24 protein-coding genes are annotated in these 26,722 nt (G+C 68.7%); 11 read left to right on the forward strand and 13 right to left on the reverse strand.

Going from position 1 to position 26,722, the window contains the following annotated elements; genetic code table 11:
• Positions 1-2 precede the first annotated feature (2 nt).
• The 5 genes from dapB (at position 3) to MFF07_RS13330 (ending at position 4,352) form a co-directional block, all read left to right on the forward strand.
• Positions 3-800, forward strand: coding sequence for a 4-hydroxy-tetrahydrodipicolinate reductase (dapB, locus tag MFF07_RS13310; RefSeq protein ID WP_147815237.1), 798 nt, complete (start codon positions 3-5; stop codon positions 798-800).
• A gap of 242 nt (positions 801-1,042) precedes the next feature.
• Positions 1,043-1,624 carry a DUF3658 domain-containing protein gene (locus tag MFF07_RS13315; protein WP_147815235.1) on the forward strand — a complete coding sequence of 194 codons (582 nt, stop codon included), beginning with the start codon at positions 1,043-1,045 and terminating at the stop codon, positions 1,622-1,624.
• A gap of 285 nt (positions 1,625-1,909) precedes the next feature.
• Positions 1,910-2,548, forward strand: coding sequence for a 2,3-bisphosphoglycerate-dependent phosphoglycerate mutase (locus MFF07_RS13320; RefSeq protein ID WP_147815233.1), 639 nt, complete (start codon positions 1,910-1,912; stop codon positions 2,546-2,548).
• A gap of 13 nt (positions 2,549-2,561) precedes the next feature.
• Positions 2,562-3,227: an alpha-ketoglutarate-dependent dioxygenase AlkB gene (locus MFF07_RS13325; RefSeq protein ID WP_373322341.1), complete on the forward strand. Its 666-nt coding sequence runs from the start codon at positions 2,562-2,564 to the stop codon at positions 3,225-3,227.
• A gap of 93 nt (positions 3,228-3,320) precedes the next feature.
• On the forward strand, positions 3,321-4,352 hold the full coding sequence (locus MFF07_RS13330; RefSeq protein WP_147815229.1) for a hypothetical protein: 1,032 nt from the start codon (positions 3,321-3,323) through the stop codon (positions 4,350-4,352).
• Between the two features lie 4 nt (positions 4,353-4,356).
• Here the strand turns inward: MFF07_RS13330 and MFF07_RS13335 are convergent, their stop codons facing one another.
• A complete protein-coding gene (locus MFF07_RS13335) occupies positions 4,357-4,866 on the reverse strand; it encodes an OsmC family protein (RefSeq protein ID WP_147815227.1) in 510 nt (169 codons plus the stop codon).
• A 63-nt stretch (positions 4,867-4,929) separates the two neighbouring features.
• Positions 4,930-5,715: an ABC transporter ATP-binding protein gene (locus tag MFF07_RS13340; protein WP_147815225.1), complete on the reverse strand. Its 786-nt coding sequence runs from the start codon at positions 5,713-5,715 to the stop codon at positions 4,930-4,932.
• 146 nt (positions 5,716-5,861) lie between these two features.
• Between MFF07_RS13340 and MFF07_RS13345 the strand changes: the two genes are divergently transcribed.
• The gene (locus tag MFF07_RS13345) at positions 5,862-6,146 is read left to right on the forward strand and encodes a hypothetical protein (RefSeq protein ID WP_147815223.1); all 285 of its coding nucleotides are present in this window, start codon (positions 5,862-5,864) and stop codon (positions 6,144-6,146) included.
• Between the two features lie 14 nt (positions 6,147-6,160).
• Here MFF07_RS13345 and MFF07_RS13350 read toward each other — a convergent pair whose 3' ends face one another.
• From MFF07_RS13350 to MFF07_RS13365, 4 genes are read right to left on the reverse strand one after another with little or no spacing between them, the layout of a single operon-like run.
• Complete coding sequence (locus tag MFF07_RS13350; protein ID WP_147815221.1) at positions 6,161-6,571, reverse strand: type II toxin-antitoxin system VapC family toxin; 411 nt, start codon at positions 6,569-6,571, stop codon at positions 6,161-6,163.
• The gene (locus MFF07_RS13355; protein WP_147815219.1) at positions 6,571-6,807 is read right to left on the reverse strand and encodes a type II toxin-antitoxin system Phd/YefM family antitoxin; all 237 of its coding nucleotides are present in this window, start codon (positions 6,805-6,807) and stop codon (positions 6,571-6,573) included. The genes MFF07_RS13350 and MFF07_RS13355 overlap by 1 nt, the downstream gene beginning before the upstream one ends.
• A gap of 35 nt (positions 6,808-6,842) precedes the next feature.
• Complete coding sequence (locus tag MFF07_RS13360) at positions 6,843-7,688, reverse strand: ABC transporter permease (RefSeq protein WP_147815217.1); 846 nt, start codon at positions 7,686-7,688, stop codon at positions 6,843-6,845.
• 29 nt (positions 7,689-7,717) lie between these two features.
• The gene (locus tag MFF07_RS13365) at positions 7,718-8,704 is read right to left on the reverse strand and encodes an aliphatic sulfonate ABC transporter substrate-binding protein (RefSeq protein ID WP_147815215.1); all 987 of its coding nucleotides are present in this window, start codon (positions 8,702-8,704) and stop codon (positions 7,718-7,720) included.
• Between the two features lie 195 nt (positions 8,705-8,899).
• Between MFF07_RS13365 and MFF07_RS13370 the strand changes: the two genes are divergently transcribed.
• Complete coding sequence (locus MFF07_RS13370; RefSeq protein WP_147815213.1) at positions 8,900-11,686, forward strand: [protein-PII] uridylyltransferase; 2,787 nt, start codon at positions 8,900-8,902, stop codon at positions 11,684-11,686.
• 36 nt (positions 11,687-11,722) lie between these two features.
• Here the strand turns inward: MFF07_RS13370 and MFF07_RS13375 are convergent, their stop codons facing one another.
• Positions 11,723-12,778, reverse strand: a complete 1,056-nt coding sequence (locus MFF07_RS13375) for a methyl-accepting chemotaxis protein (RefSeq protein ID WP_238232193.1) — start codon at positions 12,776-12,778, stop codon at positions 11,723-11,725.
• Between the two features lie 669 nt (positions 12,779-13,447).
• Between MFF07_RS13375 and grpE the strand changes: the two genes are divergently transcribed.
• Positions 13,448-14,041 (forward strand): nucleotide exchange factor GrpE, encoded by a 594-nt coding sequence (gene grpE, locus MFF07_RS13380; protein WP_147815209.1) that lies wholly within the window; start codon positions 13,448-13,450, stop codon positions 14,039-14,041.
• A 218-nt stretch (positions 14,042-14,259) separates the two neighbouring features.
• On the opposite strand, the gene MFF07_RS13385 is transcribed toward grpE, so the two are convergent.
• Positions 14,260-14,544, reverse strand: coding sequence for a DUF6894 family protein (locus MFF07_RS13385; protein ID WP_147815207.1), 285 nt, complete (start codon positions 14,542-14,544; stop codon positions 14,260-14,262).
• Between the two features lie 204 nt (positions 14,545-14,748).
• Positions 14,749-14,997, reverse strand: coding sequence for a hypothetical protein (locus MFF07_RS13390; RefSeq protein ID WP_147815205.1), 249 nt, complete (start codon positions 14,995-14,997; stop codon positions 14,749-14,751).
• Positions 14,998-15,570: 573 nt separating this feature from the next.
• On the opposite strand from MFF07_RS13390, the gene MFF07_RS13395 reads away from it, so the two are divergent.
• Positions 15,571-15,807: a DUF6894 family protein gene (locus tag MFF07_RS13395; RefSeq protein ID WP_147815203.1), complete on the forward strand. Its 237-nt coding sequence runs from the start codon at positions 15,571-15,573 to the stop codon at positions 15,805-15,807.
• A gap of 111 nt (positions 15,808-15,918) precedes the next feature.
• Here MFF07_RS13395 and MFF07_RS13400 read toward each other — a convergent pair whose 3' ends face one another.
• Both MFF07_RS13400 and MFF07_RS13405 read right to left on the reverse strand, forming a co-directional pair.
• Positions 15,919-16,635: a PhoH family protein gene (locus tag MFF07_RS13400; protein WP_147815201.1), complete on the reverse strand. Its 717-nt coding sequence runs from the start codon at positions 16,633-16,635 to the stop codon at positions 15,919-15,921.
• A 616-nt stretch (positions 16,636-17,251) separates the two neighbouring features.
• Positions 17,252-19,609: an ATP-dependent helicase gene (locus tag MFF07_RS13405; RefSeq protein WP_238232182.1), complete on the reverse strand. Its 2,358-nt coding sequence runs from the start codon at positions 19,607-19,609 to the stop codon at positions 17,252-17,254.
• Positions 19,610-19,729: 120 nt separating this feature from the next.
• On the opposite strand from MFF07_RS13405, the gene MFF07_RS13410 reads away from it, so the two are divergent.
• The gene (locus tag MFF07_RS13410) at positions 19,730-19,987 is read left to right on the forward strand and encodes a hypothetical protein (protein ID WP_147815197.1); all 258 of its coding nucleotides are present in this window, start codon (positions 19,730-19,732) and stop codon (positions 19,985-19,987) included.
• 120 nt (positions 19,988-20,107) lie between these two features.
• Positions 20,108-23,731, forward strand: coding sequence for an AsmA family protein (locus tag MFF07_RS13415; protein ID WP_147815195.1), 3,624 nt, complete (start codon positions 20,108-20,110; stop codon positions 23,729-23,731).
• A 9-nt stretch (positions 23,732-23,740) separates the two neighbouring features.
• On the opposite strand, the gene MFF07_RS13420 is transcribed toward MFF07_RS13415, so the two are convergent.
• Both MFF07_RS13420 and MFF07_RS13425 read right to left on the reverse strand, forming a co-directional pair.
• On the reverse strand, positions 23,741-24,019 hold the full coding sequence (locus MFF07_RS13420) for a hypothetical protein (protein WP_147815194.1): 279 nt from the start codon (positions 24,017-24,019) through the stop codon (positions 23,741-23,743).
• 67 nt (positions 24,020-24,086) lie between these two features.
• Positions 24,087-26,258 carry a S9 family peptidase gene (locus MFF07_RS13425; protein WP_147815192.1) on the reverse strand — a complete coding sequence of 724 codons (2,172 nt, stop codon included), beginning with the start codon at positions 26,256-26,258 and terminating at the stop codon, positions 24,087-24,089.
• Positions 26,259-26,722 lie beyond the last annotated feature (464 nt).

The raw sequence follows: 26,722 nt of genomic DNA on the forward strand, positions 1-26,722 counted from the left end.
GCATGAAGCTCGTCGTGACGGGCGCCGAGGGGCGCATGGGGCGGATGCTGATCCGCGCGGTGGCCGAGGCCGAGGGCTGTACCCTCTCCGGCGCCATCGAGCGCGAGGGCTCGGCCGTCGTCGGCCAGGATGCCGGCACGCTGGCGGGCCTGAGCCCGCTCGGCGTCGCGGTGAGCGACGATCCGCTGCCGGTCTTCGCCGAGGCCGACGCGGTACTCGACTTCACCGTGCCGAAGGCCACCGTGGCCTTCGCGGACCTCGCCGCACAGGCCCGCATCGTCCACGTCATCGGCACCACCGGCCTGTCGGATGCGGATCTGGAGCGCCTGAAGGCCGCCTCCTACCACGCCCGCATCGTGCGCTCCGGCAACATGTCGCTCGGGGTCAACCTTGTCGCAAGCCTGGTGCGCAAGGTCGCCGCCACCCTCGGCGAAGAATTCGACATCGAGGTGCTGGAGATGCACCACCGCATGAAGGTCGACGCTCCCTCCGGTACCGCCCTGCTGCTCGGCGAGGCCGCCGCCGCGGGCCGCGCCGTGGCGCTCGCCGACACCCGCGTCTCGACCCGCGACGGCCATACCGGCGCCCGCCGCCCCGGCGACATCGGCTTCGCGACCCTGCGCGGCGGCTCGGTCGTCGGCGACCACAGCGTGATCTTCGCCGGCCCCGCCGAGCGCATCACGCTGAGCCACCACGCCGAGGACCGCGCCATCTTCGCCCGCGGCGCCCTGAAGGCCGCGCAATGGGCCTTCGACAAGGAGCCCGGGCTTTATGGGATGGACGACGTGCTGGGGTTGTGAGGCCTTTTGGGAGAGGGATCGAAACCTGACGGATGGAAGCCGTTTCCTGGAGTCGCTTGCGCCCCGACCACGACGTTCCCACCGGCTCACCGACAGCCTGAGAGCGGACGCTTCGACAGCCTTACGCGTCGGTGACACCGGCGCATCCAAGAGATGCGTCACGCGCCTTGCCTCGTGCCCGTCTCGAGAATTGTTGCCATCTTGTGTGCGGGCAGGACGAGATCGGACATCGGAGGTGAAAGATGGACGACAAGGTCACTTGGGAAGCGTTGCACGCGCTTGAAGTTTGGAATTGGCAGAGACCGAACGCCATCGAACCGGCAGACTTCGACAGAGCAATTCAAGCGTGTTTGCCGGTCCTGAGCGACGCGGACGTCGAAACCGCAGACCGAACCTCGACCGCCCTCCGTTCCCTGTACGAACGCTCGAACCACCGCCTCGGGGTGTTTCTGCCCGAGTTCGGCAAGGGGCTGCGCACGACAGACAAATCTCAGCAGCGAGCGCTCTTGGAGCAGGCGATGATCTGGAGCGAGAACAAGCACGAGCGCCTGATCCTCGACAGGTGTTTCAAGCAAATAATGTCGGACGAGGCGGCAGGCCTCTACGACGAACATCTGAGCATCGACGATCTTATCGAAATGGTCGCCACAGCCCACTGGCAGAAGGTCGCGATGGTCGTCGGTCGAATCATGGGTATCCGACCTGGTTTCGTCGACGAGGCTCTCGCAGAGCGTGTGAGAGCTCTCGTCGATCGTGGCGTGCTGGAAGCGCAAGGGGATCTGTCGAACATGCGCCATAGCGAGGTTCGTCTGGCGAATTCCTGACGATGCGGATCGGACACGGCGCGATGCTGATCGCGCTACGGCCGCTCTCGCAATCATGCGCCCCGAAGCGGAGCGCCGCAAAACCACCCGTTGCAACTCCCAGGCACGGATACCGAGCGTCAGAGGCCCACCCCTGGACCAAAGTCGGGGGCCCGGCGTCCGGCCGATGCGCCCCCCGCGCTTGGGCGCGGGCCACGCCTCTGCTAGGAGCCGGCGGTCAGGGCGCGTTCAGGCGCACGCGGCTCTACCCCGCCGCGAGATCATCATCGTCCGGAGTCCACGCTCATGGAGCGCCTGCTCGTCCTCGCTCGCCACGGTCAGAGCGAATGGAACCTCAAGAAGCTGTTCACCGGCTGGCGCGACCCCGACCTCACGGACCTCGGCGTCGAGGAAGCCCGCACGGCCGGGCGCTGGCTCAAGGCGCAGGGGCAGCATTTCGACGTCGCCTTCACCTCGAACCTCAAGCGGGCGCAGCGCACCTGCTCCCTGATGCTGGAGGCGATGGGCCAGAGCGATGTCGAGACGATCCGCAACGAGGCCCTGAACGAGCGCGATTACGGCGATCTCTCGGGCCTCAACAAGGACGACGCTCGCCAGCGCTGGGGCGACGAGCAGGTCCACCAGTGGCGCCGCTCCTACGATGTGCCCCCGCCGGGCGGCGAGAGCCTGAGGGACACCGCCGCGCGGGTGCTGCCCTACTACATCCAGTGCATCCTGCCGCGGGTGATGGCCGGCGAATCGGTCCTGGTGGCCGCGCACGGCAATTCGCTGCGCGCGCTGGTGATGGTGCTCGACGGCATGACCACCAAGACCATCGCAAGCCTGGAGATCGCCACGGGAATTCCCCTGGTCTACCACCTCAAGGGCGACACCACGGTCGAGTCGAAGTCCTCCCTCGACAAGGACATCGACCACGACGTCTGAGCCTCTGCAGCCCGTGGAGCTGGCGCCCGGCCTGATCCACCATCCCGGCTGGCTCGACGACGCGGCGCAGCTGCGCCTCGCGACCGAGCTGGCGGCGGTGTTCGAGGCCGCGCCACCCTACACGCCGCGGATGCCGCGCACGGACAAGCCGTTCTCGGTGCGGATGACGAATTGCGGCCCGCTCGGCTGGGTCTCGGACCGGGCCGGCTACCGCTACCAGCCGACCCATCCCGAGACCGGCTCTCCCTGGCCGGCGATTCCGGACACGGCGTTGCGCGCCTGGAACCTCCTCGGCGGATACCCGGCAGCCCCGCAGGCCTGTCTCGTGAACCTCTACGGCACGGGCGCCCGCATGGGCCTCCACCAGGACCGCGACGAGGACGACCTGTCCGCGCCCGTCGTCTCGCTGTCCCTCGGCGCGACGGCGCTGTTCCGCTACGGTGGCCTGACGCGCTCCGATCCGACCCGCTCGATCCGCCTCGCCGGCGGCGACGCGCTGGTGATCGGCGGCGCCTCGCGGCTGATCCACCACGGCGTCGACCGCCTGATCGACGCGCCGCGGGGGCTTTTCGCCGACGTGGAGCGGCCTGAAGCCGGCCGGCTCGCGCTCCTCCTGCGCCGCCTCCTGCCGGCCGGCGGGCGCTGCAACCTCACGCTGCGCCGCGTCACGCCGCCCTGAAGTCCTTCCGGGCGCTTGACAGCGGGCGGAGACGGGCTGACGCATCGCGGGGTATGGGCCCGGCGGACCGGGCCTTCCGGAGACACGATCCCGATGCCGTTGCGTCCTGCCCTGCGCCGTATCGCCAGCCTCGGCTTGCTGGTTGCCGGCCTCGTCGTGCCCGTTCTCGCGATCGAGGACGCACGCGCCGACGCGACGGTGTTTCCGCCGAGCTCGCGCTTCGGTTTCCAGCCGCCCTCGGACATGGCCCCCTCCAAGCGCTTCATGGGCTTCGAGCGGATGGAGGGCGGCGCCATGGTCTCGGTGGTCGAGCTGCCGGCCGGCGCCTATGCCGAAATCGAAAAGAGCTTCACCGACGACAACCTCAAGAGCCAGGGCTTTGCCGTCGATTCGCGCGAGGCGGTGAAGGTGTCGGGCGGGCTCGACGGCCTCCTGTTCACCGGCGGGCAATCGGTGCCGGCGGCTCCGACGCCCGACGCATCCGGCGCGCCGTCGGCGGAAGCGCCGGCCATCTCCCCCGGCGGCCCGACGATCAAGAAGTGGCTGCTCCTCGTGAACGGCCCCGACGTGACCGGCATCGTCGTCGCGCAGATCACGCCCGGCGCCGAGACCGACGAGACCATCAAGGCCATGCTGCTCGGCGTGACCCTGCGTCCGGCGCTCAGCCTCGACCAGCAGATCGACGCGCTGCCCTTCCGGATCTCCGACCTCGCCGGCTTTCGTCCGGTGCGGGTGCTCGCCGGCAATTCCGTGCTGCTGACCCGCGGGCCGAAGGACCAGCTGGTCAACCTGGAACAGCCGATCCTGGTGCTGGCGCAGGCCGTGCAGCAGCCGCCGGCCGCCGAGCAGCGCGAGGCCTTCGCCCGCGCCGCGCTCTACTCGAACCAGACGATGAAGGACTTCGTCATCGAGCGCTCGCAGAGCTACCGCCAGAACGGCATCGACTGGCACGAGATCGTGGCCCGCGCCAACGACATCCCCACCAGCACGGCGGTGGTCGTCACCCAGACCATCCGCTTCAATCCCGACGGCTACCTGCGCTCGCTCGGCGTCGTCCGCGCCGACCAGCGCGACGAGACGCTGTCGCTGTTCCGGCAGGTCGTGGACAGCGTGCAGTTGCGCTGAGCGTTCAGCCGCGCGTCTGCGTCACCGCCAACTCGGGCTTGTGGTTCAGCGTCTGGAAGACGACGCAGTAGCGCTCGGTGAGCTTGAGAAGCTGGTCGAGCTTCTCCTGCGGCGCGTCGGTGTCCAGCGCGAAGCTCAGGCGGATGGCGCGAAAGCCCACCGGGGCCTCCTTGTCGACGCCGAGCGTACCCCGAAAATCGAGGTCGCCCTCGGCGCTGACCGTGCCGGCGCGCAGCGGGATCTCGAGCGCCGTCGCCACCGCCTTCACGGTCACGCCGGCGCAGGCGACGAGGGCCTCGAGCAGCATGTCCCCCGAGCACAGCTCCAGGCCCGAGCCGCCGGTGGCCGGGTGCAGGCCGGCGACGGCCAGCGCGCGCCCGGTCTCGACCTTGCAGGCGATGGAGGTGTCGTCCAGCGTGCCCTTGGCCTTCAGCGTGACCACGGCCGAATCCGGCGTCTCGCGGTATCGGTTCTTGAGCGGGGCCTGCATCTCGCGCAGAGCAGTGGCGTCCATCGGGCGTGTCCTCGGTTCGGTCGTTGTCGTTCGATGGGTGCGACGTAGCGCAGGTGCGCGCGCTCAGAAAGACCCGCCGCCCGCGAACGCCTCGGCCACCTTCGCCCGCGCCGCGACCGGGCGCAGCGAGCGGTCGAGGGCCGCGAGGATGCCCCGGGTCGCGGCCTCGCTTCCCGGCGCGGTCGGATCGCGCGGGCGGGACATGGGCAGCGCCAGGGTCTCGTCGAGTCGGCCGGGCTTGGGGCGCATCACCACGGCGCGGTCGGCGAGCGCCACCGCCTCGGCGACGTCGTGGGTGACGATGAGCACCGTCGGCCGGACCTCCTCCCACAGGGCGAGGAGATGCCGGTGCAGGTCCTTGCGGGTGAAGGCGTCGAGGGCCGAGAACGGCTCGTCGAGGAGCAGGACGCGGGGGCTCGCCACGAAGGCGCGGGCGATCGCAACGCGCTGCTGCTGCCCGCCGGAGAGCTCGCGCGGCCAGCGGTGGCCGTGCTCCCCGAGCCCGACGCGATCGAGGGCATGCGCGACGCGCTCCTGCCGCTCCGTCCGCGGCCTGTCGGCGAGGCCGAAGCCGACATTGTCGGTGACCGTGAGCCAGGGCAGCAGGCGCGGCTCCTGAAACACCAGCCCGACGCCCGGATGCGGGCCGGCGATGCCCTCGCCGTCGAGGGTGATCCGCCCGGCGCTCGCCGTATCGAGCCCGGCGATCAGGCGCAGCAAGGTGGTCTTGCCGCAACCCGAACCGCCGATCAGGGCGACGATCTCGGCTTTCGCGACCTGAAGGTCGATACGGTCGAGGGCGTGAGTGCCGTCGGCATAGGTCTTGGAGAGGGCGTCGAGGCTCAGCATGGTGGCATTTCGATAGCACGCGGCAGAGGCCGAGGGCATCGCGCGCGGACGGCAGATTCGCGGCGGGCCTGTCGCCCACGGGACATATCCGCCTGGACCTGTGCGGTGCTAAGGCAGCGACGTCCACTCTGCCGGGGTATCGGGCCTTGACCACCATCCTTCGCGGCCTGCTCCTCGCCGCGCTCCTCCTCGGCCCGGCCTCCGCCGCAGACCTGTCGGGAGCCCCGCTCCGGGCGGGCCGCTTCCTCGCCACCTGCGAAGACCTCGGCCAATTCTGCTCCGCCGACGCCTGCGGCCGCAACCAGATCGAGGCGGCGCTGAATTGCAGGGCCGTGTGCCCGAGTTCGGCGATCCTCAGCGTCGTGCCGGGGTCGTGTCCGTCGTTGGTGCGCGATGGGCGGGTTCGGGTGAAGTTGCGGGCGAAGGGGTAGGATCGGTCGACCCCTCAGCCGTCGAGGCCGATTAGTGGTACGCCCTCGGCCAGCGCCGCCTTGATCAACGCGCGATCTGTCGTTGCCAGCGGTAGTTTGGTTCGGACGGCGAGTTCGAGATAAGCCGCGTCATAGAGCGACAGACGGTGGGCTCGCGCGAGGCCGAGCAGAAGCGCTTCGTCCACATCGGATGGCTGCTCGACCTCGAGTTCGGTCAGGAGCGCCAGCGCCTCGACGGTATCGTTCGGGACGATCCGTCCTCGGCGCTCGGCCATAACGAGGATGTTGCGGATCTCGAACCACCAAATGCCCGGAGCGGAAGCCGACTCCGAGGTCAGTCGTGCCGCAACGAGATCGGCGACGGGGTTGCTCTCGTCGGGAAGAACCCAGGCGGCGATGGCCGATGCATCGACCACGAAAGCCATCAGCGCTTGTGGCCTTCGTGACGCCAAGCCGAAATCTCGTCTTGCGTCACCCGGGGCATTCTCCTCCGAAATGCTTCGATGTCACGAAGGACCTCGGCACGGCTCCGAGCAGGCCGCGACTCCGGCACTATCCGCGCCACCGGCCGCCCCTCGCGAGTGATCACGACGGTTTCACCCTTCTCGACCTCGTCGAGCAGATCGGACCAATCGGCCTCGGTAGCCTGGACTTCGCGCATGACAGAATCTCGCGAGCGGTGACGCCGCCCCGATCCTACAGCGTCTCCCGCGCCGTGTCCTGCCAGCGCACCAGCGGGTTGGTGAGCGTCACCAGCAGCGTGTCGGCCAGCTTGCCGACGATGGCGAAGCAGATGATGGCCGCGAGGATCTGGTCGGGCTTGCCGAATTGCTGGCCGTCGACCAGCAGGTAGCCGAGGCCCTCCGAGGCACCCATCAGCTCGGCCGCGACCACGAACAGGAAGCCGAGGCCGAGGCCGGTACGGAGCGCCGTCAGCGTCGCCGGCAGCACCGCCGGCAGCAGGATGCGGCGGGCCAGCGCGGTCTTCGACAGGCGGAAGATGCGGCCGACCTCGACGAGCTTGCGGTCCACCGAGGCAATGGCGGCGGAGACGCCGACATAGACCGGGAAGAACACGCCGACGGCGATGAGCGCGACCTTTGGCGTCTCCAGGATGCCGAACCACAGGATGAACAACGGCACCCAAGCGAGCGACGGTACCGCGCGCAGGGCCTGAAGCGTCGGGTCGATCAGCCAGCGCAGCCAGGGCAGCGTCGCGGTGAGGGTGCCGGCGAGAATGCCCGCCCCCGCACCGAAGGCGAAACCGAGGCCGACGCGGATCAGCGTCGCCTCGACATGCATCCAGAGATCGCCGGAGGCCGCGAGTTGCCAGAGGGTCGCCGCGATGCGGCTCGGCGGCGGGATCAGGCGCCCCTGCGCGAGCCCGGAGCCGACGGCGAGTTCCCAGCCGAGCGCCAGGATCAGCGGCACCGCGAGGCCGAGCCCCCAGCGCAGGGCGGAGCCGGCGCCCCGGAGCGCCTTCGCTCCGGCGGTGACCGCAGGGCCGGGCGGAGCGGCGGAGAGATCGACCTCGGCAGCCAAAGGCCCGGACCCGGAAAAACGTGAAAAAACTAGCGGGCCGGGGGCGGGTTGAAGCGCGTGTCGATCAGCCCGTCGACGGCGGCGGCGACGTCGGTGCCCGCCGGTATCACGCCGGCCTGCTGCAAGGCTATCCCGGCGGCGCGGATCGTCTCGGCCTGTGCAGGGCCGATTGCGGGCTTCGCCAGGTTGGTCCGCTCCAGCTGCCGGGCGATCACCGGGTCGGGCAGCTTCGTCGCCGCGACGAGGGCGGCCTTCAGCGCGTCGGGGTTGGCGAGCGAGTAGGCGCGGGCCTGCTCATAGGCCGCGATCACGGTCCTCACCAGGTCCGGGTGCTCCTTGGCGAAGTCTTCGCGAACATCGAGGACGCCCCACGTGTTCGCCGCGGCATCGCGAAAGAACAGCACGTCGTCGTTCTCGATCTCGGCGGCGGCCATCATCGGGTCGAGGCCGGCCCAGGCGTCGACGTCGCCGCGGTCCAACGCCGTGCGGCCGTCGGCATGCTGCAGCAGGACGAGCTTGGCGTCCTTCTCGGTCAGGCCCGCGCCCTGCAGCGCCCGGATCAGGAAGATGTGCGGATCGGTGCCGCGGGTCACGGCGATGCGCTTGCCCTTGAGGTCGGCGACGCCGCCGATCCCGACATCCTTGCGCGTGACGAGCGCCGTCCATTCCGGCTGCGAGAAGGCGTAGACCACCTTGATCGGATTGCCGTTGATGCGCGCGAGGAGCGCCGCCGCGCCGGCCGACGAGCCGAAATCGATGGCGCCGCCGTTGAGGAATTCCAGCGCCTTGTTCGAGCCGAGCGACTGCACCCAGCGCACCTTGATGCCCTGGGCCTTCAGCGCCTCCTCCAGAAAGCCCTTGTCCTTCAGGACGAGGCTGACCGGGTTGTAGGTCGCCCAGTCGAGCCGGATCTCCTTGACGTCGGCCGCACGGGGCACGGCCGGCATGCCCACAAGCGCGAGGATGCCGGCAAGGGTGCCGGCAAGGGCGGAAAGCAGGATGCGGCGGTCGAGCATGGAGAGGTCCCGGGCAGTCGGTCGTGAAGCGTCGCCGAAGCGAGAAGGCCGAAGCGCTAAGTCACCCCCGCTTGCTCCGTCAAACCGGAATCCGCAAAAGAGAACGATCCTCTTCGACTTTACGTTGCGGCAGACAAGATATCCCAACCAGCTGCGCCCGCTGTCGCGCGGCCCGTAACATGCTAACGGGGCATCATGTTCGATGCCGCACCCGCTCTCGAAAAGGTCCTGGAATCGCTCGACCGGGACGCGCGGGAGCCGACCCGGCTTCGCGCCCTCCTGGTGCCCGAGCTGCGCAAGGTCATCGAGGCCGGGCACAAGGATGCCGAGCGCCAGCTCCTCAAGGATCGCAACGGCATCGCCTGCGCCCGGCGGCTCAGCACCCTGACCGATCACGTCGTCAAGGCGATCTTCGACGCCGTGGTCTGGCGGCTCTACCCGAACGACAACCCCTCCACCGGCGAGCAGCTCGCCATCGTCGCCACCGGCGGCTACGGCCGGGGAACGATGGCGCCGGGCTCGGACATCGATCTGCTGTTCCTGCTGCCCTACAAGCAGACCGCGTGGTCGGAGAGCGTCGTCGAGGCGATGCTCTACGTGCTGTGGGACCTCAAGCTGAAGGTCGGCCACGCCACCCGCTCCGTCGAGGAATGCCTGCGCGAGGGCCGCGCGGACATGACGATCCGCACGGCGCTTCTCGAAGCCCGCTTCCTGTTCGGCTCGCGCACGTTGTTCGAGCAGCTGGTGACGCGCTTCGACGGCGAACTCGTCATGGGCACGGCCGCAGAGTTCGTGGACGCGAAGCTGCGCGAGCGCGACGGCCGCGTCGCCAAGGCCGGCTCGTCGCGGTACCTCGTCGAGCCCAACGTCAAGGACGGCAAAGGGGGGCTGCGCGACCTCAACACCCTGTTCTGGATCGCGAAATACACCTACCGGGTCCGCGATCAGGCCGAACTCGTGAATGCAGGCCTGTTCACGGCAGAGGAATACCGGCTGTTCGAGCGCTGCGACGAGTTCCTCTGGCGGGTGCGCTGCCACATGCACTTCGCCACGGGCCGCGCCGAGGAGCGGCTGTCCTTCGGGCTTCAGCCGAAGATTGCCGAGCGGTTCGGCTTCGGTGCCCGCGGCGGGCTCTCGGGCGTCGAGCGCTTCATGAAGGCGTATTTCCTGGTCGCCAAGGAGGTCGGCGACCTCACCGCCATCGTCTGCTCGGAGCTCGAGGCGCGCCACGCCAAGCGCACGCCCGTGCTCGACCGCTGGATCGGCCGCTTTCGCGATCGCTTCCGCGCCACGACGATCGAGGCCGAGGATTTCCGGATCGACAACGGCCGGGTCAACACCCGCAACGAGGCGACCTTCGAGAGTGACCCGGTCAACCTGATCCGGCTGTTCTGGCTCGCCGACCGCCACAATCTGCCGATCCATCCGGATGCGGCCCGGCTCGCCAACCGCTCCCTCCGGCTCGTCAGCCAGGCCGTGCGGACCGACCCGGAAGCCAACCGGCTGTTTCTCGACATCCTGACCTCGAAGAACGCCCCCGAGACCATCCTGCGGTTGATGAACGAGGCGGGCGTGCTCGGCCGCTTCATCCCGGATTTCCGGCGCATCGTCGCGATGATGCAGTTCAACATGTACCACCACTTCACGGTGGACGAGCACCTGCTGCGGACGCTGGGCGTGCTCGCGGCGATCGATAGCGGCCGGCTGGAGGAGGAGCATCCCCTCGCCTCGCGGCTGATCGGTACGATCCAGAACCGCCGCGCGCTCTTCGTCGCGGTGCTGCTGCACGACATCGCCAAGGGCCGACCCGAGGACCACTCCATCGCCGGCGCGGCCATCGCGAAGAAACTCGCGCCGCGCTTCGGCCTGACCCAGGCCGAGACCGGCACCGTGTCGTGGCTCGTCGAGCATCACCTGCTGATGTCGATGGTCGCCCAGAGCCGCGACCTCTCCGACCCGAAGACCATCGAGAAGTTCGCCGCCGTCGTACAGAGCCTGGAGCGGCTGAAGCTCCTCACCATCCTCACCGTCGCCGACATCAAGGCCGTGGGGCCGGGCACCTGGACGGCCTGGAAGGGCACGCTGCTGCGCACCCTCTACGAGGAGACCGAGGTCTACCTCTCGGGCGGCCATTCCGAGTTCGCCCGCACCGATCGCGTCACGCTGATCCAGATGGCTTTGCGCGAGCGCCTGTCGGACTGGAGCGCGGAGGAGTTCGACGGCTACGCGGCCCGGCACAACCAGGCCTACTGGCTCAAGGTCGACGGCACGCGGCAATTCAAGAATGCCGGCTTCCTGAAAGCCGTGAGCGACGAGGGCCGCACCTCGGCGACCGCCTACGAGACCGACGTGTTTCGCGGCGTCACCGAGCTGACGGTCTACTCGCCCGACCATCCGCGGCTCTTGGCCATCATCACCGGCGCCTGCGCCGCGGCCGGCGGCAACATCGTCGACGCGCAGATCTTCACCACCACCGACGGCTTCGCCCTCGATACGATCTTCATCTCCCGCGCCTTCGAGCGCGACGAGGACGAGATGCGCCGCGCCAAGCGCATCGCCACCGCCATCGAGAAGTCGTTGAAAGGCGAGATCAAGATCGCCGAGCTCGTCGCCGACAAGCACCCGAAGGAGCCGCCAAAGACCTTCCTGGTGCCGCCGGACCTCTCGATCGACAACGCCCTGTCGAGCCGCGAGACCGTGATCGAGATCACCGGCCTCGACCGGCCCGGCCTGCTCTACGAGTTGACCACCGGCATCAACCGGCTCGGCCTGAACATCGTCTCGGCGCACATCGCCACCTTCGGCGAGCGCGCGGTCGACGTGTTCTACGTGGTCGACCTCACCGGCACCCGGGTGATGCAGCCCGATCGCCTCGCCGCGATCCGCGTCGCCGTGATGGAGGTGTTCGCGGGAGACGTCGCCGCGCTCCGGGCCGAGGGCCTCGACGCGCTGGTGGATTCGCCGCCGCCGCGCGAGGCGTGAGCGCCCTCCGACCGGGCCGATCCCCAGGAGCCGTTCTCAGGTGCCGGCCTGCTGGACGATGACGCCCGACCAACCCAGTCCCGCATAGGTCTCGTAGCCCGGCGTGCGGTAGAAGGCCGTGGTGGCGCCGCTACGCGGATCGCGACGATGGCCACTCGCCATCCCGGCCGTGTCGAATTGCAGAGTCTCGGTGAGCACGCCGCGCTGGTCCGAAGCCGCCAGGATCCGGCGATTCGCATCCACCAGCAGGACGCGGGTGCGGGCCTTGTCGGCCGGCGCCACCCGGACGCCCTCGACGATGGCGCGCGCCTGAGGTTCCCAGTCGAAGTGGATCGCCAGAATGCCCAGAGGCCGGCCGTTCGCCATGCCGTCGGCGCTGACCTTGGCGCAGTAGGTGGCGACCTGGGCGCCGTCGAGATGCCCCTGCCGGTGGACTTCACCGGCGACGTAGTCGTCGCCGCTCGCCAGGCGGAGGGCCTGCCGGAACCAGGGTTCGTGGGCCACCGACTGCCCGCGGATTCCCGGATAGCGGTGCTGCCGGCCGTGGGCGATCACCGTTCCGTCGAGATCGCACAGCCAGAGGTCCAGGTAGACGGTGTAGGCGGAAAGAATGATGCCGAACCGCTGCGTCGCGTGGGCGATGCGCTCCGGGTCCGGCGCGGTGGCGCAGTCGACCACGGCGCGATCCGTCGCCCACCAGCGCACGTCGCAGGTGCGCTCATAGAGATTGCGGTCGATCAGTTCGACCGCGTTCAGGGCGAGGTCGACGAGGCGTTCGCCCTGAGCGGTCTCGGTGATCCGCTGCACCAGGTCCTGCAGGCTGTTGATGCGGCCCGCGAGTTCGGCATCGAGGGATCGCGCGATGGCTTCGACTTCGGCGCCGATCGCACGGACCTCCTGAGCAACGACGGAAAAGCCACGGCCCTGCTCGCCGGCTCTGGCCGCTTCGATCAAGGCGTTGAGGGCGAGCATCTTGACCTGCCCGGTGATGGCCTGGATGCGCCGTGTCTTGTCGGCGGCGATGCGCTTCACCTCGGTGGTTTCCGCGGCGACCTGCGCAATCGTCACGGGACCGTTCTCCCGGACGCCCATGAGAGCCGGATTCGATGCCGTCTGCATATCGTCCACGGATCCCGTTGCGGCGTCCTGAGAGAAGTCTGTTCGCATTTTAATCTTAACGAGACGTTGTTCGTCCGATGCCTGTCAGGCTCAGACAAATATGCGGCCCGGGCATCGCGGCTCATCGTACGAAATTTATCCAATCAATCCAGGATAACGGCTGTGATTTACATTATTCAATCATCGATTGTGTTTGGCCCGCAGGTTTCATCTCACAAATCGGCCCCTGGCCAGCCGACATAGCTTGAGGCTCACCGTCCGACATCCATCGATTTGAGACGCTTCGAACATCGGCCACTGTCGTGTTCGCCCGGTCGGATGAACCGCACGGCATGCAACGTCATCGGCAGATACAGACCGGTTCTCGGTCGACGCCCAGAATGGGGTGGCGCGAGAGTGCTCCACGGGAATAACTGCTGCGTTTCGCGCCGTGATTCCGTTCGAGACCTTCGGATCGTCGAAGCCCCTATTCCCGTTGGGACCGTCCGGCGGGCGGGATCGGCAGGCGGACCGGCAGCGGGTCGGATTGCGGCGGAGGTTCCAAGCCTGCGCGCTCCGGCTTACGCGTCCAACTTGATTTCGCGACGCCTGCGCCTGATATCAGCGCCGTTCCCGAACGATTGTTTCGACTGACGAACGGCGATGATGGCAGACCACGACGAGCACGAGGATCGGCGCAACGGAGCGGAGGCGCCGGAGGCCGAAGCGACGGCGATCGACGCCGAGACACTGGCGACGGCTCTCCGCGAACGCGACGAGATGAAGGACCGGCTGCTGCGCACCCTCGCGGAGATGGAGAACCTGCGCCGTCGCACCGAGCGCGAGGTCGTCGATGCCCGCACCTACGCCGTCACCAACTTCGCCCGCGACATCCTCAACGCCGCCGACAACATCCGCCGCGCCCTCGAAAGCGTCCCGGCCGATTCGCGCGATGGAGCCGAGGGCGCCTTCAAGGCGCTGATCGAGGGCATCGAGCTCACCGAGCGCGACTTCGCCAAGACCCTGGAGCGCCACGGCGTGAAGGTGGTTGAGCCCAAGGGCCAGCGCTTCGACCCCAACCGCCATCAGGCGATGTTCGAGGTGCCCGACGCCCAGGTCCCCAACGGCACCGTCGTCCAGGTGATCCAGAGCGGCTACGTCCTCGGCGACCGCACCCTGCGCCCGGCTCTCGTCGGCGTCTCCAAGGGCGGCCCCAAGCCCGAAGCCGCCAAGGACAAGCCCGCCGACGCGGCGTGATGTTCTTGAACGGCTCATCGGCGCGTCCGGCCTGCCAAAAGTGATTGCAGGCGTCTCGCCGGCCCCTCATGCTGCCGGTATCGTCGGTCGCGGGTGGGGGGCCCCTTCTTGGCGAAGCAGGCTGGTCCGGTCGAACGGCATAGCGAGGCGGGTGGCCGCTTTGCTCGGTGCCGACCACCTGGGCGTTGGGATGGAAATCCGGTCCTGCTCAGTCTTCCCTAAGCTGGGCCGCCGGGGCTTTCCTTGCAGGCCATGCGCACGATCGTGAGGGTCGACAGCGTCGCGTCCCACACCGTGACGACGATGCCGTCGCTCGCGGTGACGTTGTCGGGATCCGAGGCATAGACCACGGCGAGGCTGCGCGCCTTGTCGCGGGCGGCTTCGAGGTCGGGAAGGTCCAGGCTTCCGCGCCCCCGGCGTTCTGCGCTGTCATGCACGTCGAAATGGAATCGCGGCATGGGGCTGATCCGCTGCGGCCGGGCGGAAGCGCGGCGCTTGGCCATCGGCGCCCACCTCGTGGCCGATGGTGCAAGACGATATCGCGAGCGTCGGATACCCGACCAATCTTAGCGAAGGCTGCCATCCTCGAACGCGGCACGGTGACGACGAAAAAAGCCGCCTGCCTGATGCGATCAGGCGGGCGGCTCTCGAACACGCCGATGGTCGATCGACACGGAAAGGGGGTCGAAGAACCCCGATTCCGTGGATTACATGCGGTTCATCATCCGGCGGTTCATGTCGCGGCGCATCATCTTGCGCTCCATGTGACGGCGCATCATCTTGCGCTCCATGTGACGGTGCATCATGCGGCGCTCCATGCGGTCCATCCGCACCACCGAGGTGGTCTCGGGAGCGGTCACGCCCATCGGAGCTCCGGGAGCAGCCGAAGCCGAGGTCGCGAGAGCGGCGCCGCCGAGCGATGCCAGAACGGCCACGGCAAAAGTCAGTTTCCTCACGAAGAACTCCAATTCTCTGTCTTCAGGGTAGGGAGACCAATTCGGTCTCCGGTCTTACGCGACCGGAGATGAATCGCACTCGGAGGCTCAACACCTCAGCCCCGATGTCGTTGCATCACGGGATCGGCATCGGCCCGGTTTCTATCGCGAGCCGGGCACGACCTGCGCGACACAACGCGTGGATGCATGCCTGTGGGCAACCTGACGGTGATCCCGTTTCCGGCCGATCGCTGCGGCTTGCCACGCCCCCCTTCCCCGGACGGGTGGGGCGTCGGTGGAACCCGATCCGGGTTCCGGCATGACGACGTCGCGCAGCGTCGAAACGTCTGCGCCATTCACATCGAGTCGTCGGCGAGGCCCTCGTCGCGCTGGATGCCGGATCACCGTCCACCGCGTTCCAGGCGTCCTGGAAAGGGCCGTGGCATCGATCGGATCCAACCGGAAGTGGTATGAGGGTTCTGCTTGTGAATGGCGCGTTCGCCACGGGGGTCGGCGACGGTCGGTCCGGCGTCGTATCGTGAGCTCTGCGATGGAGCCTCAGTTGATTCGTCAGGCTCAAGACGGGAGACGGACGTGCCGCGCTATTATTTCGAACTCGACGACGGAGAATTCGGCTTCACCGACGAGGAGGGTTCCGAGCATCGCGACGCCCGGGAAGCCGGTAACGAGGCCATCGGCGCCCTGACGCATCTCGCGAAGGACAAGCTCCCCAATGGAGATTGCCGCGACTTCAAGGTCGACGTGCGCGACCAGAGCGGCCGGCTGATCTTTCACGGCACGCTGGCGTTCCGGGGCGTGTGGATGCGGTAGCTGGCAAGACGGCACCGCCGCGTTCGATCCTCGGCCGCGTCCGGCCCCTCCCGCCGGAGGGGGAGGGGCCGTGCCGGCGTGATGTCCGATCCGGTCGACCCGACCCTTCCGTCAGAGTTTCGCTTCCTCGAAAGCCCGCACCCATTCGGCGCAAGCACCCGAGCGAACGATGTCGTCGAGGGTGAACTCGACGATGGGGATGTTCATCAGCCGGCTCTTCACCAGGTGGATCACGGTGCGCAGGCCGGACGTCTCGCGCAGGTCGGTCTGCGAGACGTCGCCGTTGATGATGACCTGACACTCGTCGCCGATGCGGGTCAGGAACATCTTGATCTCGGCGACGGTCGTGTTCTGGGCCTCGTCGAGGATCACGAGGCAGTTCTTGAAGGTGCGCCCGCGCATCACCTCGAAGGGCACGATCTCGATGTCGCCGGTCTTCAGCGCGATCTCGAAGGCGGCGGCGCCCATGCGCTCCTTCATGGTCTCGGTGAGCGGCGCGACCCAGGGGGCGATCTTTTCCTCCAGGCTTCCCGGGAAGAAGCCGAGGCTGCGGCCCGAGGCGACGTTGGGGCGGGTGATGATGACCTTTGCAATGCGCCGCTGTCTGAGGAGATCTGCGGCGCGGGTGCCGGCGATGTAGGTCTTGCCGGTGCCGGCCGGGCCGAGAACGATGACCTGCTGGGATACGGCGAGAGCGTCGAGGTATTCGCCCTGCCGATCGGTCAGGGGTTGGATCGGAGCGAGATGGCGTTCTTCGTCGAAACGGGTGCGGTGTAGGCGTGCGGTACGATCGTCAACCAGTTCAAGCCGTGCGCGTCGTCTTTTCATCGATCAACACTCCACCTGGACCTTGATGTCGCGAGACTGGAAATCTTTCAACCTGTCAGAACTTACACTGCCGAGCTCCTTCCGCTGCGATCGTACGCGAAATATTGCAAGAGCAAAGCCAAACCCCTCCCGACAGTTCCCGCGCTCCGCACGAGACCTGTGGAACGTGTCCGCCGCGCAACGGCCATCGCAGACGCCCGCGACGCGCGTGTGACTCGTGGGACGATTGCGAACGAGCGATGAGGGGCGAGAGCATCCCCCTCGCCCCACTTGCGGGAAGAGGGCCGCGACGACCTTGTCGTCGGCGCAGCAAGGCGACAGCCGAAGGTGAGGCGTCGCCGCCGGAGGAGTCTCGTTCTGAGCCGCCCCCTCACCTTCGCTTCGGCTTCGTCTCCGCTTGCCGAATGCACGACACGGTGCATTCGGCCCTCTCCCCGCGTGCGGGGAGAGGGATGGCCCGCGCTATTCGATGGGAGCGTTCGAAGGGGCAGGAAGGGAGGCGCCGGGGCGGCACCTGAGGTGGACCGGACTGACGGAGAGACCGCCAACACCATCGCCCTCGCTCGCCCACGCAGGGGCGGCACCGTCCGGGCTCGAAGGAGCCCGGAGCGACGCCTCATCCGGGTTGGACGAAGCTGTCGAGCACCATTTTGCGGCCGGCCTTGTCGAAGTCAACGGTGAGCTTGTTGCCGTCGACGGCGGCGACGGTTCCGGGGCCGAACTTGGTGTGGAAGACCCGCATCTGCTCTTGGAAGGACGAGGCCGAGCCCGTCGATTTCGCCACCAATTCGCCCTCGATCTGGCGCGGGCCGCCCGAACGGCCGCTTGGACCGCGCGACGCACCGAAATTGCCTCCGCCGGAATTGGCCTGCGCCCGCTGCCAACCCGGCGTGCCGTAGGACGAGCCGAACGGCGTCGGGTTGCGGTCGAAGCGCGAGGCACCGGCCTGGAAATGGGCGGGCGCGTCGAGCACCTCGACGGCGCCGGGCGGTAGCTCGTCGATGAAGCGCGAGGGGATGGTGGAATTCCACATCCCGTGGATGCGCCGATTCACGGCAAAGCTGAGCTTCGCGCGCTTGCGGGCGCGCGTCAGGCCGACATGAGCGAGCCGGCGCTCCTCTTCGAGGCCGGCACGACCGCTCTCGTCCAGGGCTCGCTGGTTGGGGAACAAGCCGTCCTCCCAGCCCGGCAGAAACACGGTGTCGAATTCCAGGCCCTTGGCGGCATGCAGCGTCATCAGCGAGACGCGGTCCGCGCCTTCCGTCTCACTCGCCTCCATGACGAGGGAGACGTGTTCGAGGAAGGCGCCGAGATCCGGGAATTCCTCCATCGAGCGGACGAATTCCTTGAGGTTCTCGAGCCGCCCGGCTGCGTCGGCCGAGCGGTCCTTCTTCCACATGTCGGTGTAGCCCGATTCTTCTAGGATGGTCTGCGCCACCTCGGAATGCGGCTGCGCGCCGACGAGGCGCGCCCAGCGGGTAAAGCTCTCGACGAGGCCGCGCAGCATCGTGCGGGCACGCGGCTTCAGCTCGTCGGTCTCGATGATTTTTCGCGATGCCGCGAGGATCGGGATGCGCTCGGCGCGGGAATAGGCGTGGAGCACCTGCAGGGTCGCGTCGCCGAGGCCGCGCTTCGGGGTGTTGAAGATGCGCTCGAACGCGAGGTCGTCGGCCGGGTTCGCAGTGATGCGGAGATAGGCCAGCGCGTCGCGGATCTCTGCGCGCTCGTAGAAGCGCGGGCCGCCGATGACGCGGTAGGGCAGGCCGAGCTGGACGAAACGGTCCTCGATCTCGCGCATCTGGGCCGAAATCCTCACCAGCACGGCGATCTCGGAGAGCGGGTGCTGCTTGCGTTGGAGCTGCTCGATTTCCTCGCCGAGGCCCCGCGCCTCCTCCTCCGAATCCCAGGCGCCGGTGACGGTGACCTGCTCGCCGGGCTCGGCTTCCGTCCGAAGAGTCTTGCCGAGCCGGCTCTCGTTCTTGGCGATCAAGCCGGAGGCGGCGGCGAGGATGTGGCCGGTGGAGCGGTAGTTGCGCTCCAGTCGCACCACGACTGCACCGGGAAAGTCGTGCTCGAAGCGCAGGATGTTGTCGACCTCGGCGCCGCGCCAGCCGTAGATCGACTGGTCGTCGTCGCCGACGCAGCAGACGTTCTTTCGCAGCTGCGCGAGCAGCCTGAGCCAGAGGTACTGGGCGACGTTGGTATCCTGGTACTCGTCCACCAGGATGTAGCGGAACCGGTTCTGGTAATTTTCCAGGACGTCCGGATTTTCCCGCCAGAGCTTGAGGCAAAGCAACAAAAGGTCGCCGAAATCGGCGGCGTTGAGGGTGGCGAGGCGGGCCTGGTAGGCGGAGTAGAGCGCGCCGCCCTTGCCGAAGGCGAAGGCCTGGGCCTCGCCCGGCGGCACCTGCTCGGGGAGCAGCCCGCGGTTCTTCCAGCCGTCGATGACGCTGCCGAGCGCGCGGGCCGGCCAGCGCTTCTCGTCGATGTTCTGGTCGAGGATGACCTGCTTCATCAGGCGAAGCTGGTCGTCCATGCCGAGGATGGTGAAGTCGGATTTCAGCCCGACCAGTTCGGCGTGGCGGCGCAGGATCTTGGTGCCGATGGCGTGGAAGGTGCCGAGCCAGGGCATGCCCTCGCCGGCCGGGCCGATCAGCGCACCGATGCGGTGCTTCATCTCGCGGGCGGCCTTGTTGGTGAAGGTCACCGAAAGAATGTCGTAGGGCCGCGCCTTGCCGGTGGCGATGAGGTGGGCGATCCGCGTCGTCAGGACGCGGGTCTTGCCGGTGCCGGCGCCCGCGAGCACGAGGACCGGACCCTCCGTCGCCTCGACGGCGCGGCGCTGCTCGGGGTTCAGGCCGGAACTGTAGGCGGCCGCCTCCGGCCTCAGGGAGGCCATGGCGCGGGCGGCGATCGAGAGGGACGCGGGCTGCTCGGGGGCGTCGCCGCCCGACTCGTCAGGCTGGTACTTCATCCGGGCATCCCTGGACCAAAACGCGAACGCCGTCGAGGCCCGGACGGGAACTCGAAAAGGGCTCCATGCGTCCTTTCGGAAAGCCCACTATCATCCCCGGCCACCATCGGAGCCGCCGCCATGCGCGCCCTGTCGCTCGTCCTGTCATCGATCCTGGTGCATGCCACGACTATCCACGCCAGCGCGCAGCTCTCGGGCGACGTCGGCTCCTCGAATGCCGCGAACCAGTCGTTCCAGCAGCAGAATTCCTTCCGCGGCCTGCAGCAGCAGCAGACCTTCAACCGCAACGAGGCGAACGCCCAGAACCGGAGCAACCAGCTCTATAACAACTCCAGCGTCGGTTCTCAGGGCTACATCCCGCGCCGCCGCCGCCGCTGACGCCGCGAAGACACAGGCAGCCACCGCCGCGCCGTGTTAAGGCGCGACAGGGCCGTGCGGCTGCACCGCACGTCCTGAAGCCGTCCGCACACGGAGGCGGCGGGAGCGGACACACGAACCGTGCGTGACACCCTGACCGCGCTCGCGGCCGCCGTCATCCTGATCCTCGTCGCGGCGCTCGCCGCACCGCCCTTCGTCGACTGGACGGGGCATCGCGCGTTCATCGACCGGGCGATCGGTTCGTCGCTGGACCTGCCCGCGCATAGCGACGGCCGCATCGAGGTCCGCTTCCTTCCCTATCCACGCCTGCGCCTCGAACGGCTGCAACTCGGCGACGGCTCCGAGAAGCCCTCGCTCGACCTCAGGTTCGTTAAGGCGGAGCTGGCGCTGGCCCCGCTGCTCAAGGGCGAGCTGCGCTTCACCGAGACGCGGATCGGCCGAGCCGAGCTCAGGCTGCCGGTGACCGACGGCGACGCGGTCATGCTGCCCGGCAGCCTCCGCGAGGCGATCGGCGCCCGCGACCTCGTCATCGACGACCTGCGCATCCAGCAGGCGCTCGTGACGACGCTTGTGCCGTCCACCGGCCGCACCGACCAATTCGCAGCCGAGGGCCTGCGCCTCAAGGCGCCGTCGCTGGCCGGTCCGTGGCAGATGGATGGCGTCAGCGGCGGCGTCCCGTTCCGCCTCGCCAGCACCAAGATCGCGGCCGACGGCGCGACCGTGAAGATCTCGGGGGGCGGCGACCGCCAGCCCCGCTTCGAGGCGGATGCCCGCATCGTCTTCAAGCTTCTCGACCCGGCCGATGCGGCGAGGCCGCACAGCCCGGGTGAACTCCGCGCCATGATCCCGGAAGCCGAGGGATCCGCTCGCCTCGTCGTCGGCCCCCCGACGAAGGATGCCGGCGCGGCTCTGCCGTTCTCGCTCGGCGGCAAGTTCAAGGCGCGCGGACCGCTGCTGCGCTTCGAGGGGGTCAACGCCGAAATCGATCCGGCCGGCCAAGCCATGCGCCTCGCCGGCACCGGGCAGATCAACCTGCGGAGCTGGCGCGCAGGCCTCAGCCTGGAATCGCGCCGGCTCAACCTCGACGGGCTGCTCTATTCCTCCGCAGGTCAGGCCCTGCTGGCGCGGGGGCTTTCGGGCGACATAGTGCTGCCGGTGATGCTCGACCTCGATCTCAAGATCGAGAGTCTCGCCCTGGGCTTCGAGGATTGGTCGGACCTCCAGCTCAAGGGGACCTTCGACCGCACCGGCGGCCTCGTCCTGCGTCGCTTCGCCGGCACCGCGCCAGGCACGACCAAGGTCGCGGCGTCGGGGGAGCTCGACGTGGCGGCCGCGCCTCGCTTCAACGGGCATCTCGAAATCGATGCAGCCAATTCCGAAGGGCTCGGCCGCTACCTGCGCCGCCTCGGCGTCGAGGGGCCGGCCTTGGCCCTGCTCGACGGCCGGCCGGTCCAGGCCGCGACCGAACTCTCGGCCGCCAAAAGCGATCTCTCGCTCAAGGGCCTTCGCTTCGTGCTCGGCGCGGCCCGGGTCACGGGGGAGGCCCGCTACGTCAAGGGGGAGGGCAGCACGCGCGGCCGGCTCGACGCCGACCTGCAGGCGCAGGGCGTCGACATCGCGGAACTGCCCCCCGTCGGTGGGCTGCTGCCCTCGCTCGACCATCACGACATCGGGCTGATGCTTCGGGCGCGCGACGTCCGCTACGGGCCGGCCGGCGCGCGCTCCGGCAACGGCACCATCGCGGCAAGCATCCAGTCCGATGGGGCGAGCCTCGTCGTGGACCGTCTCGACATCGCCGACCTCGCCGGGGCAAACGCCAAGCTCTCCGGCCGGATCACGCCGGACGGCACCGGGCGGATCGCCGGCCATGTCGGCGCCGCCACGGCCGCGCCGCTGCTGGCCCTGCTCGACCGGGTCTGGATCCCGGAGGCGCGCCTGCTGCCTGCCTTCCTGCGCGAGGGCGCCCTCGACCTCGACGTGATCCTGGAGCGCGAAGCCGGCGAGGCGGATACGCTGCGCACCACGGCCAAGGGCAAGGCGGCCGACAGCACGATCGACGGCTCGCTGCTCGCGCGCGGCGGACGCCTCGAAGCCCTCGACGCCACCCTCGCGGCGCCTCGCGCCGGGCGCTGGTTTCGACGCGACGACCTCGTGGGTCTTCGGCAGCCGGCGAGCCTGACCCTCAGCGCGCGGCGCGGGGCCGGCAGTAGCGCGCCGCTGAGCCTCAGCGTTGGCGGCACCATCGCGGGGCTGGAGCTGTCGACGCTGAAGCCGCTGCTCCTCGGCTCGGATTCCGGCCTGCCCGACGCGGGCACCCTTCGGGCGGTCACGGCGGATGCCGCGCCGTTCGTGCCGCTCGCCGGCAGCGCGATGCCGGTGGCGGGGCCGCTGCCGGCCGATCTCACGATCGCCCTGTCGCGTAACGGGACAGACCTGCACGCCGACGTGAGCGGCCGACTGGCGGACGCCGAGATCTCCGCAAACCTCGATCGCAAGCCGGACGGCGCGCTCGTCGGGAAAGCGTCGCTCGGCGGGCTCTCGTTACCGGGCCTGACGGCGGCGCTGATCCTGCCGACCGAACCGAAGGCGGAGGCCAGGGACGCCGCCGGGTGGTCGGAGGCGCGGTTCCTGCCCGCGCCATCCCGTCCGCGGGCCGACCTGTCGCTGTCGGTCGGCCGTCTCGATCTCGGGCGAGGCCTGATCGCCGAGGGAACCGCGTTCGAGCTGTCCCTCGACGGCGATGCGATGAGCCTCAAGAACCTGTCCGGCCGTCTTGCCGGCGGGCGCGTCGACGGGTCGGCAACGATCGCCCGGCAGGGCAACGGCGCAAGCGTGTCGGGGGATGGAGCGCTGTCGGGCGTGGCGCTCAAGGATCTCGCAAGCGGGGGCCTGATCCGCGGCACGCTCTCGGCGACACTGCGCTACAGCGGCTCCGGCGACAGCGCGGCGGCGCTTGCGGGCAATCTCGGCGGCAGCGGCGAGGCGACGCTCGCCGACATCGTCGTGCCGGCGGCCGATCCCGCCGCCATCGACCGGGCGCTGACCCGCGCCCTCGCCGAGGACGATCCGCTCCGCGAGGGCCGACTGTCGTCGATCCTGGCGGAAGAATTCGATGCCGCGGCGCTGTCTGCGAAGGGGCCCGTCACCACGCCGGTGACGCTCGCCGGCAGCATCCTGCGCAGCGGCCCGGTCGAGCTCGACTTCGGCGCGACGCGCTGGAGCGGCGGGTTCGTCCTCGACCTGAGGGCCAAGCGCATCGAGACCCGTGGCACGCTGACCGCCGCCTCAGGGCCGAAGGGCTGGACCGGCGGCAAGCCCTCGCTCCAGCTCGGCTTCGTCGGCCCCTGGAGCGCACCGAGGCGCGAGGTCGAGGCGGGCGCGCTCGCCAACGGGCTCGCCGCCGTTGTGCTGCAGCGCGAGCTGGAAAAGATCGAGCAATTCGAGGCGGATCAGGTCGAGCGCCAGCGCCGCCGCGCCCGCATCGAGATGGACAAGGCCCGCGAAGCTGCGCTGAAAGCCGCCGCCGATAAGGCGGCCCAGGAGAAGGCGGCGGCCGAAAAAGCCGCCAAGGAGAAAGCGGCTGCCGACGAAGCGGCTCGGATCGCGCGGCTCAGGGCGCAGCAGGCGGCGACCGAGGAGCAGCTCCGTCAGGCTCGCGACCGTCAGAGCGCCGAGGACGAGGCGCAACGCATCCGCGGCGAGGTGCCGGCGGAGCCCCTCGACATCCGGCCCCCACAGCCTTGAGCGGGTGCTTCAGATCCCGTCCATGACGTGCTCGGCGACGTCGGCGGAAACCGCGACCGCCTCGACGTCCACGGCAGGTGTCGGTGCCGTCGGACGCATCTCCATCCGCCCCGCATAAACCCGGCGCTTAAGCCATTCCGGCTGGGCGAACATCGCGCACGCATAGGCGCCCGGATCGGCGTCGCAGGGGTCGATGGGCGCGCGATTCGCAGCATGCCGCGCAACCGCGACGGCGCAGGTCGCCAGGACGATCCCGGCAACCACCTTGTTTCGGAGTCCGATCGGCAAGCCCGCACCTCGACTGCGTGAGTCAGCAGACGCTTATCACGCAGATCTTGGTTAAAGGACGGTGCGCTCAAGCGGCCTTCGCCGCCTCGGCCGCCATCAGCGCGAAGGCGTAGATCAGTCCGACCTCCTCCAGCCGGTCGAAGCGCCCGGCAGCGCCGCCATGTCCCGCCTCCATGTTGATGCGCAGCAGCACCGGGCCGCCGCCGGTCATGGTGGCGCGCAGGCGAGCGACCCATTTCGCCGGCTCCCAATAGGTCACGCGTGGGTCGGTCAGGCCGCCGAGCGCGAGGATCGCCGGGTATTCCTTGGCCGCGACGTTGTCGTAGGGCGAGTAGGACAGGATCGTCTTGCACGCCTCTTCGCTCTCGGCCGGGTTGCCCCATTCGGGCCATTCCGGCGGGGTCAGCGGCAGGTCGGCATCGAGCATGGTGTTGAGCACGTCGACGAAGGGCACGTCGGCGACGATGCCGGCAAAGAGCTCCGGCGCGAGGTTGGCCACCGCCCCCATCAGCATGCCGCCGGCGCTGCCGCCATGCGCGACGATGCGCTTCTCCGAGGTGTAGCTGGCGTCGATCAAGGCACGCGCCGAGGCGACGAAGTCCGAAAAGGTGTTGGGCTTCTTCTCGCGCTTGCCGTCGAGATACCAGCGCCAGCCCTTCTCGGTGCCGCCGCGGATATGCGCGATGGCGTAGACGAAGCCGCGATCCACCAGCGACAGTCGGTTGGTGGAGAAGGCCGCCGGCATCAGCGTGCCGTAGGAGCCGTAGCCGTAGAGCAGCAGCGGCGCGCTGCCGTCGAGTTCAAGCCCCTTCCGGTGCAGCAGCGAGACCGGCACCTGCTCGCCGTCCGGCGCCGTGGCGAAGATGCGGCGGGTGACGTAGTCGCCCGCCTGGTGGCCGCTCGGCACGACCTGACGCTTCCTCAAGTGACGGCCCTTGGTGACGCAGTCGTAGTCGTAGGTCTCGGCGGGCGTCGTCATCGAGGAATAGGTGAAGCGGATGCGCGCCGTCTCGAACTCGTGCCCCGAGGCGAGGGAAAGCGAATAGGCCTCCTCGGGGAAGGCGACCGCATGCTCGTTGCCCGCGAGATCGCGCACGATGATGCGCGGCAGGGCGTTCTCGAGCTCCAGCCGCACCATGTGGTTGCCGAGCACATGCAGATGCCGGATCATCGTGCCGGGCCGGTAGGGCACCGCGTCCTGCCAGTTCTCGCGGCCCGGTGCCGTGAGCGGTGCCGTGACGATCTTGAAGTCCTCGGCGCCGTCGGCGTTGGTGAGGATGACGAGGTAGTCGGCCCAGTTTTCCACCGAGTAGATCAGCCGGGGCTCGCGCGGCTGGACGACGGTGAGCGCCGCGTCCGGCGTGGAGCGGTCGAGGAGGTGGACCTCGGAAGTCTCGTGGTCGCTCGCGGTCACCGTGAGGAAGCGGCCGGACTGGGTCTTGCCGATATGGACGAAGACGCCCGAATCGGCCTCCTCGTAGACCGTGACGTCCTCGGCCTGCGGCGTGCCGAGGCGGTGGCGCATGACGCGGGCCGGGCGGTGGTTCTCGTCCAGCGCCACGTACCAGTACGAGGCGCCGTCCGCGCTCCAGACCGCCTCGCCGGAGGTGGCCTCGACGATGTCCGCAGCGTCCGCGCCGGTATCGAGGTCGCGCACGCGGATGGTGTGGAGTTCCGAGCCCTTGGTGTCGGCGCCCCAGGCGAGGCGCCGGTGGTCGTCGGAATGCACGGCCGCCGCGATCTCGAAGAAGGGAAGGCCCTCGCCCTCCTTGTCCCCGTCGAGCAGGATCGCCTCGCCTTCCTCGGGGCCGCCGTCGGCGGCGGTCTCCGCGCCCTGGCCCGGCAGCACCACGACGGTGCGCGGGCGGCGGCAGACGAGGGGATGCTGTCCGCCCTCGCGGTGGCGCATGTAATAAGCGAACGGGCCGTCGGGATCCGGCACGCTGGAATCGTCCTCGCGGATGCGGGCGCGCATCTCGGCCACCAGCGTCTTGCGCAGGGGGCCAGCCTCGCCGAGCGCCGCCTCGGCATAGGCGTTTTCGGATTCGAGATAGGCGCGGATGTCGGCTGGCAGCGTGGCCGGATCCTTCAGGACGTCGCGCCAGCTCTCGGCCTTCAGCCAGGCATAGTCGTCCACGATTTTGCGGCCGTGGATCGTGAAGGCGTGCGGTCGGGCGTCGGCCTTCGGCGCCTCGGCGGGAAGCGTGAACGGACCGGGGAGCGGGGTGTCGGACGTCATCGTGCGTTTCCGATCAGGGTAGAGGCGGTCGCGCCGCCCGTCCGCCGCCATGTGCCGCGCCCTGGCGTGCCCCGCAAGGCTATTGCCCGTCGTGCCGCGAGTCAGACGCCGCGTCGCAAGGCCCTGCTGCCCATGCCGCATCGTCTGGCGGGAATAGGTGCAACGAATTCAACCACAAGTGATCTTCATGCTGGTTGCCGCTGCGAAATCTCGGCAAATCGCCAAATGCAATGGGAAAGTTGATTCCACGTTCCCCTGCATAACAGCCGTGTCTTGCGAGCGGTATCCGATTATCATAAGTGACCACGAGCGGTGACGGGGGTGCCGCTTTTTGCAGAAGACTTGCGGACGAGTTGGCCGGCGCAGGCACGTTGCCTGCGCGAGGCGGTGGAGGTCGATTCTGCTCAGCAGAGAGCCTTCGACCCCCCGACGCGTTTCGCTGGACACAAGGGAAGAGATCCGAT

Source organism: Methylobacterium thuringiense, assembly GCF_022179645.1.
Taxonomy (GTDB): domain Bacteria; phylum Pseudomonadota; class Alphaproteobacteria; order Rhizobiales; family Beijerinckiaceae; genus Methylobacterium; species Methylobacterium thuringiense.

Bases quoted from the DNA above. Each gene is read 5' to 3' on its own strand.
- MFF07_RS13355 (WP_147815219.1), bottom strand. From the start codon at position 6,807: ATGCGCGAAGTCCAGGCTACCGAGGCCGATTGGTCCGATCTGCTCGAC.
- MFF07_RS13330 (WP_147815229.1), top strand. From the start codon at position 3,321: ATGCCGTTGCGTCCTGCCCTGCGCCGTATCGCCAGCCTCGGCTTGCTG.
- MFF07_RS13320 (WP_147815233.1), top strand. From the start codon at position 1,910: ATGGAGCGCCTGCTCGTCCTCGCTCGCCACGGTCAGAGCGAATGGAAC.
- MFF07_RS13365 (WP_147815215.1), bottom strand. From the start codon at position 8,704: ATGCTCGACCGCCGCATCCTGCTTTCCGCCCTTGCCGGCACCCTTGCC.
- MFF07_RS13410 (WP_147815197.1), top strand. From the start codon at position 19,730: ATGCGCGCCCTGTCGCTCGTCCTGTCATCGATCCTGGTGCATGCCACG.
- MFF07_RS13400 (WP_147815201.1), bottom strand. From the start codon at position 16,635: ATGAAAAGACGACGCGCACGGCTTGAACTGGTTGACGATCGTACCGCA.
- grpE (WP_147815209.1), top strand. From the start codon at position 13,448: ATGATGGCAGACCACGACGAGCACGAGGATCGGCGCAACGGAGCGGAG.
- MFF07_RS13385 (WP_147815207.1), bottom strand. From the start codon at position 14,544: ATGGCCAAGCGCCGCGCTTCCGCCCGGCCGCAGCGGATCAGCCCCATG.
- MFF07_RS13405 (WP_238232182.1), bottom strand. From the start codon at position 19,609: ATGAAGTACCAGCCTGACGAGTCGGGCGGCGACGCCCCCGAGCAGCCC.
- MFF07_RS13315 (WP_147815235.1), top strand. From the start codon at position 1,043: ATGGACGACAAGGTCACTTGGGAAGCGTTGCACGCGCTTGAAGTTTGG.
- dapB (WP_147815237.1), top strand. From the start codon at position 3: ATGAAGCTCGTCGTGACGGGCGCCGAGGGGCGCATGGGGCGGATGCTG.
- MFF07_RS13350 (WP_147815221.1), bottom strand. From the start codon at position 6,571: ATGGCTTTCGTGGTCGATGCATCGGCCATCGCCGCCTGGGTTCTTCCC.
- MFF07_RS13425 (WP_147815192.1), bottom strand. From the start codon at position 26,258: ATGACGTCCGACACCCCGCTCCCCGGTCCGTTCACGCTTCCCGCCGAG.
- MFF07_RS13370 (WP_147815213.1), top strand. From the start codon at position 8,900: ATGTTCGATGCCGCACCCGCTCTCGAAAAGGTCCTGGAATCGCTCGAC.
- MFF07_RS13375 (WP_238232193.1), bottom strand. From the start codon at position 12,778: ATGGGCGTCCGGGAGAACGGTCCCGTGACGATTGCGCAGGTCGCCGCG.
- MFF07_RS13340 (WP_147815225.1), bottom strand. From the start codon at position 5,715: ATGCTGAGCCTCGACGCCCTCTCCAAGACCTATGCCGACGGCACTCAC.
- MFF07_RS13335 (WP_147815227.1), bottom strand. From the start codon at position 4,866: ATGGACGCCACTGCTCTGCGCGAGATGCAGGCCCCGCTCAAGAACCGA.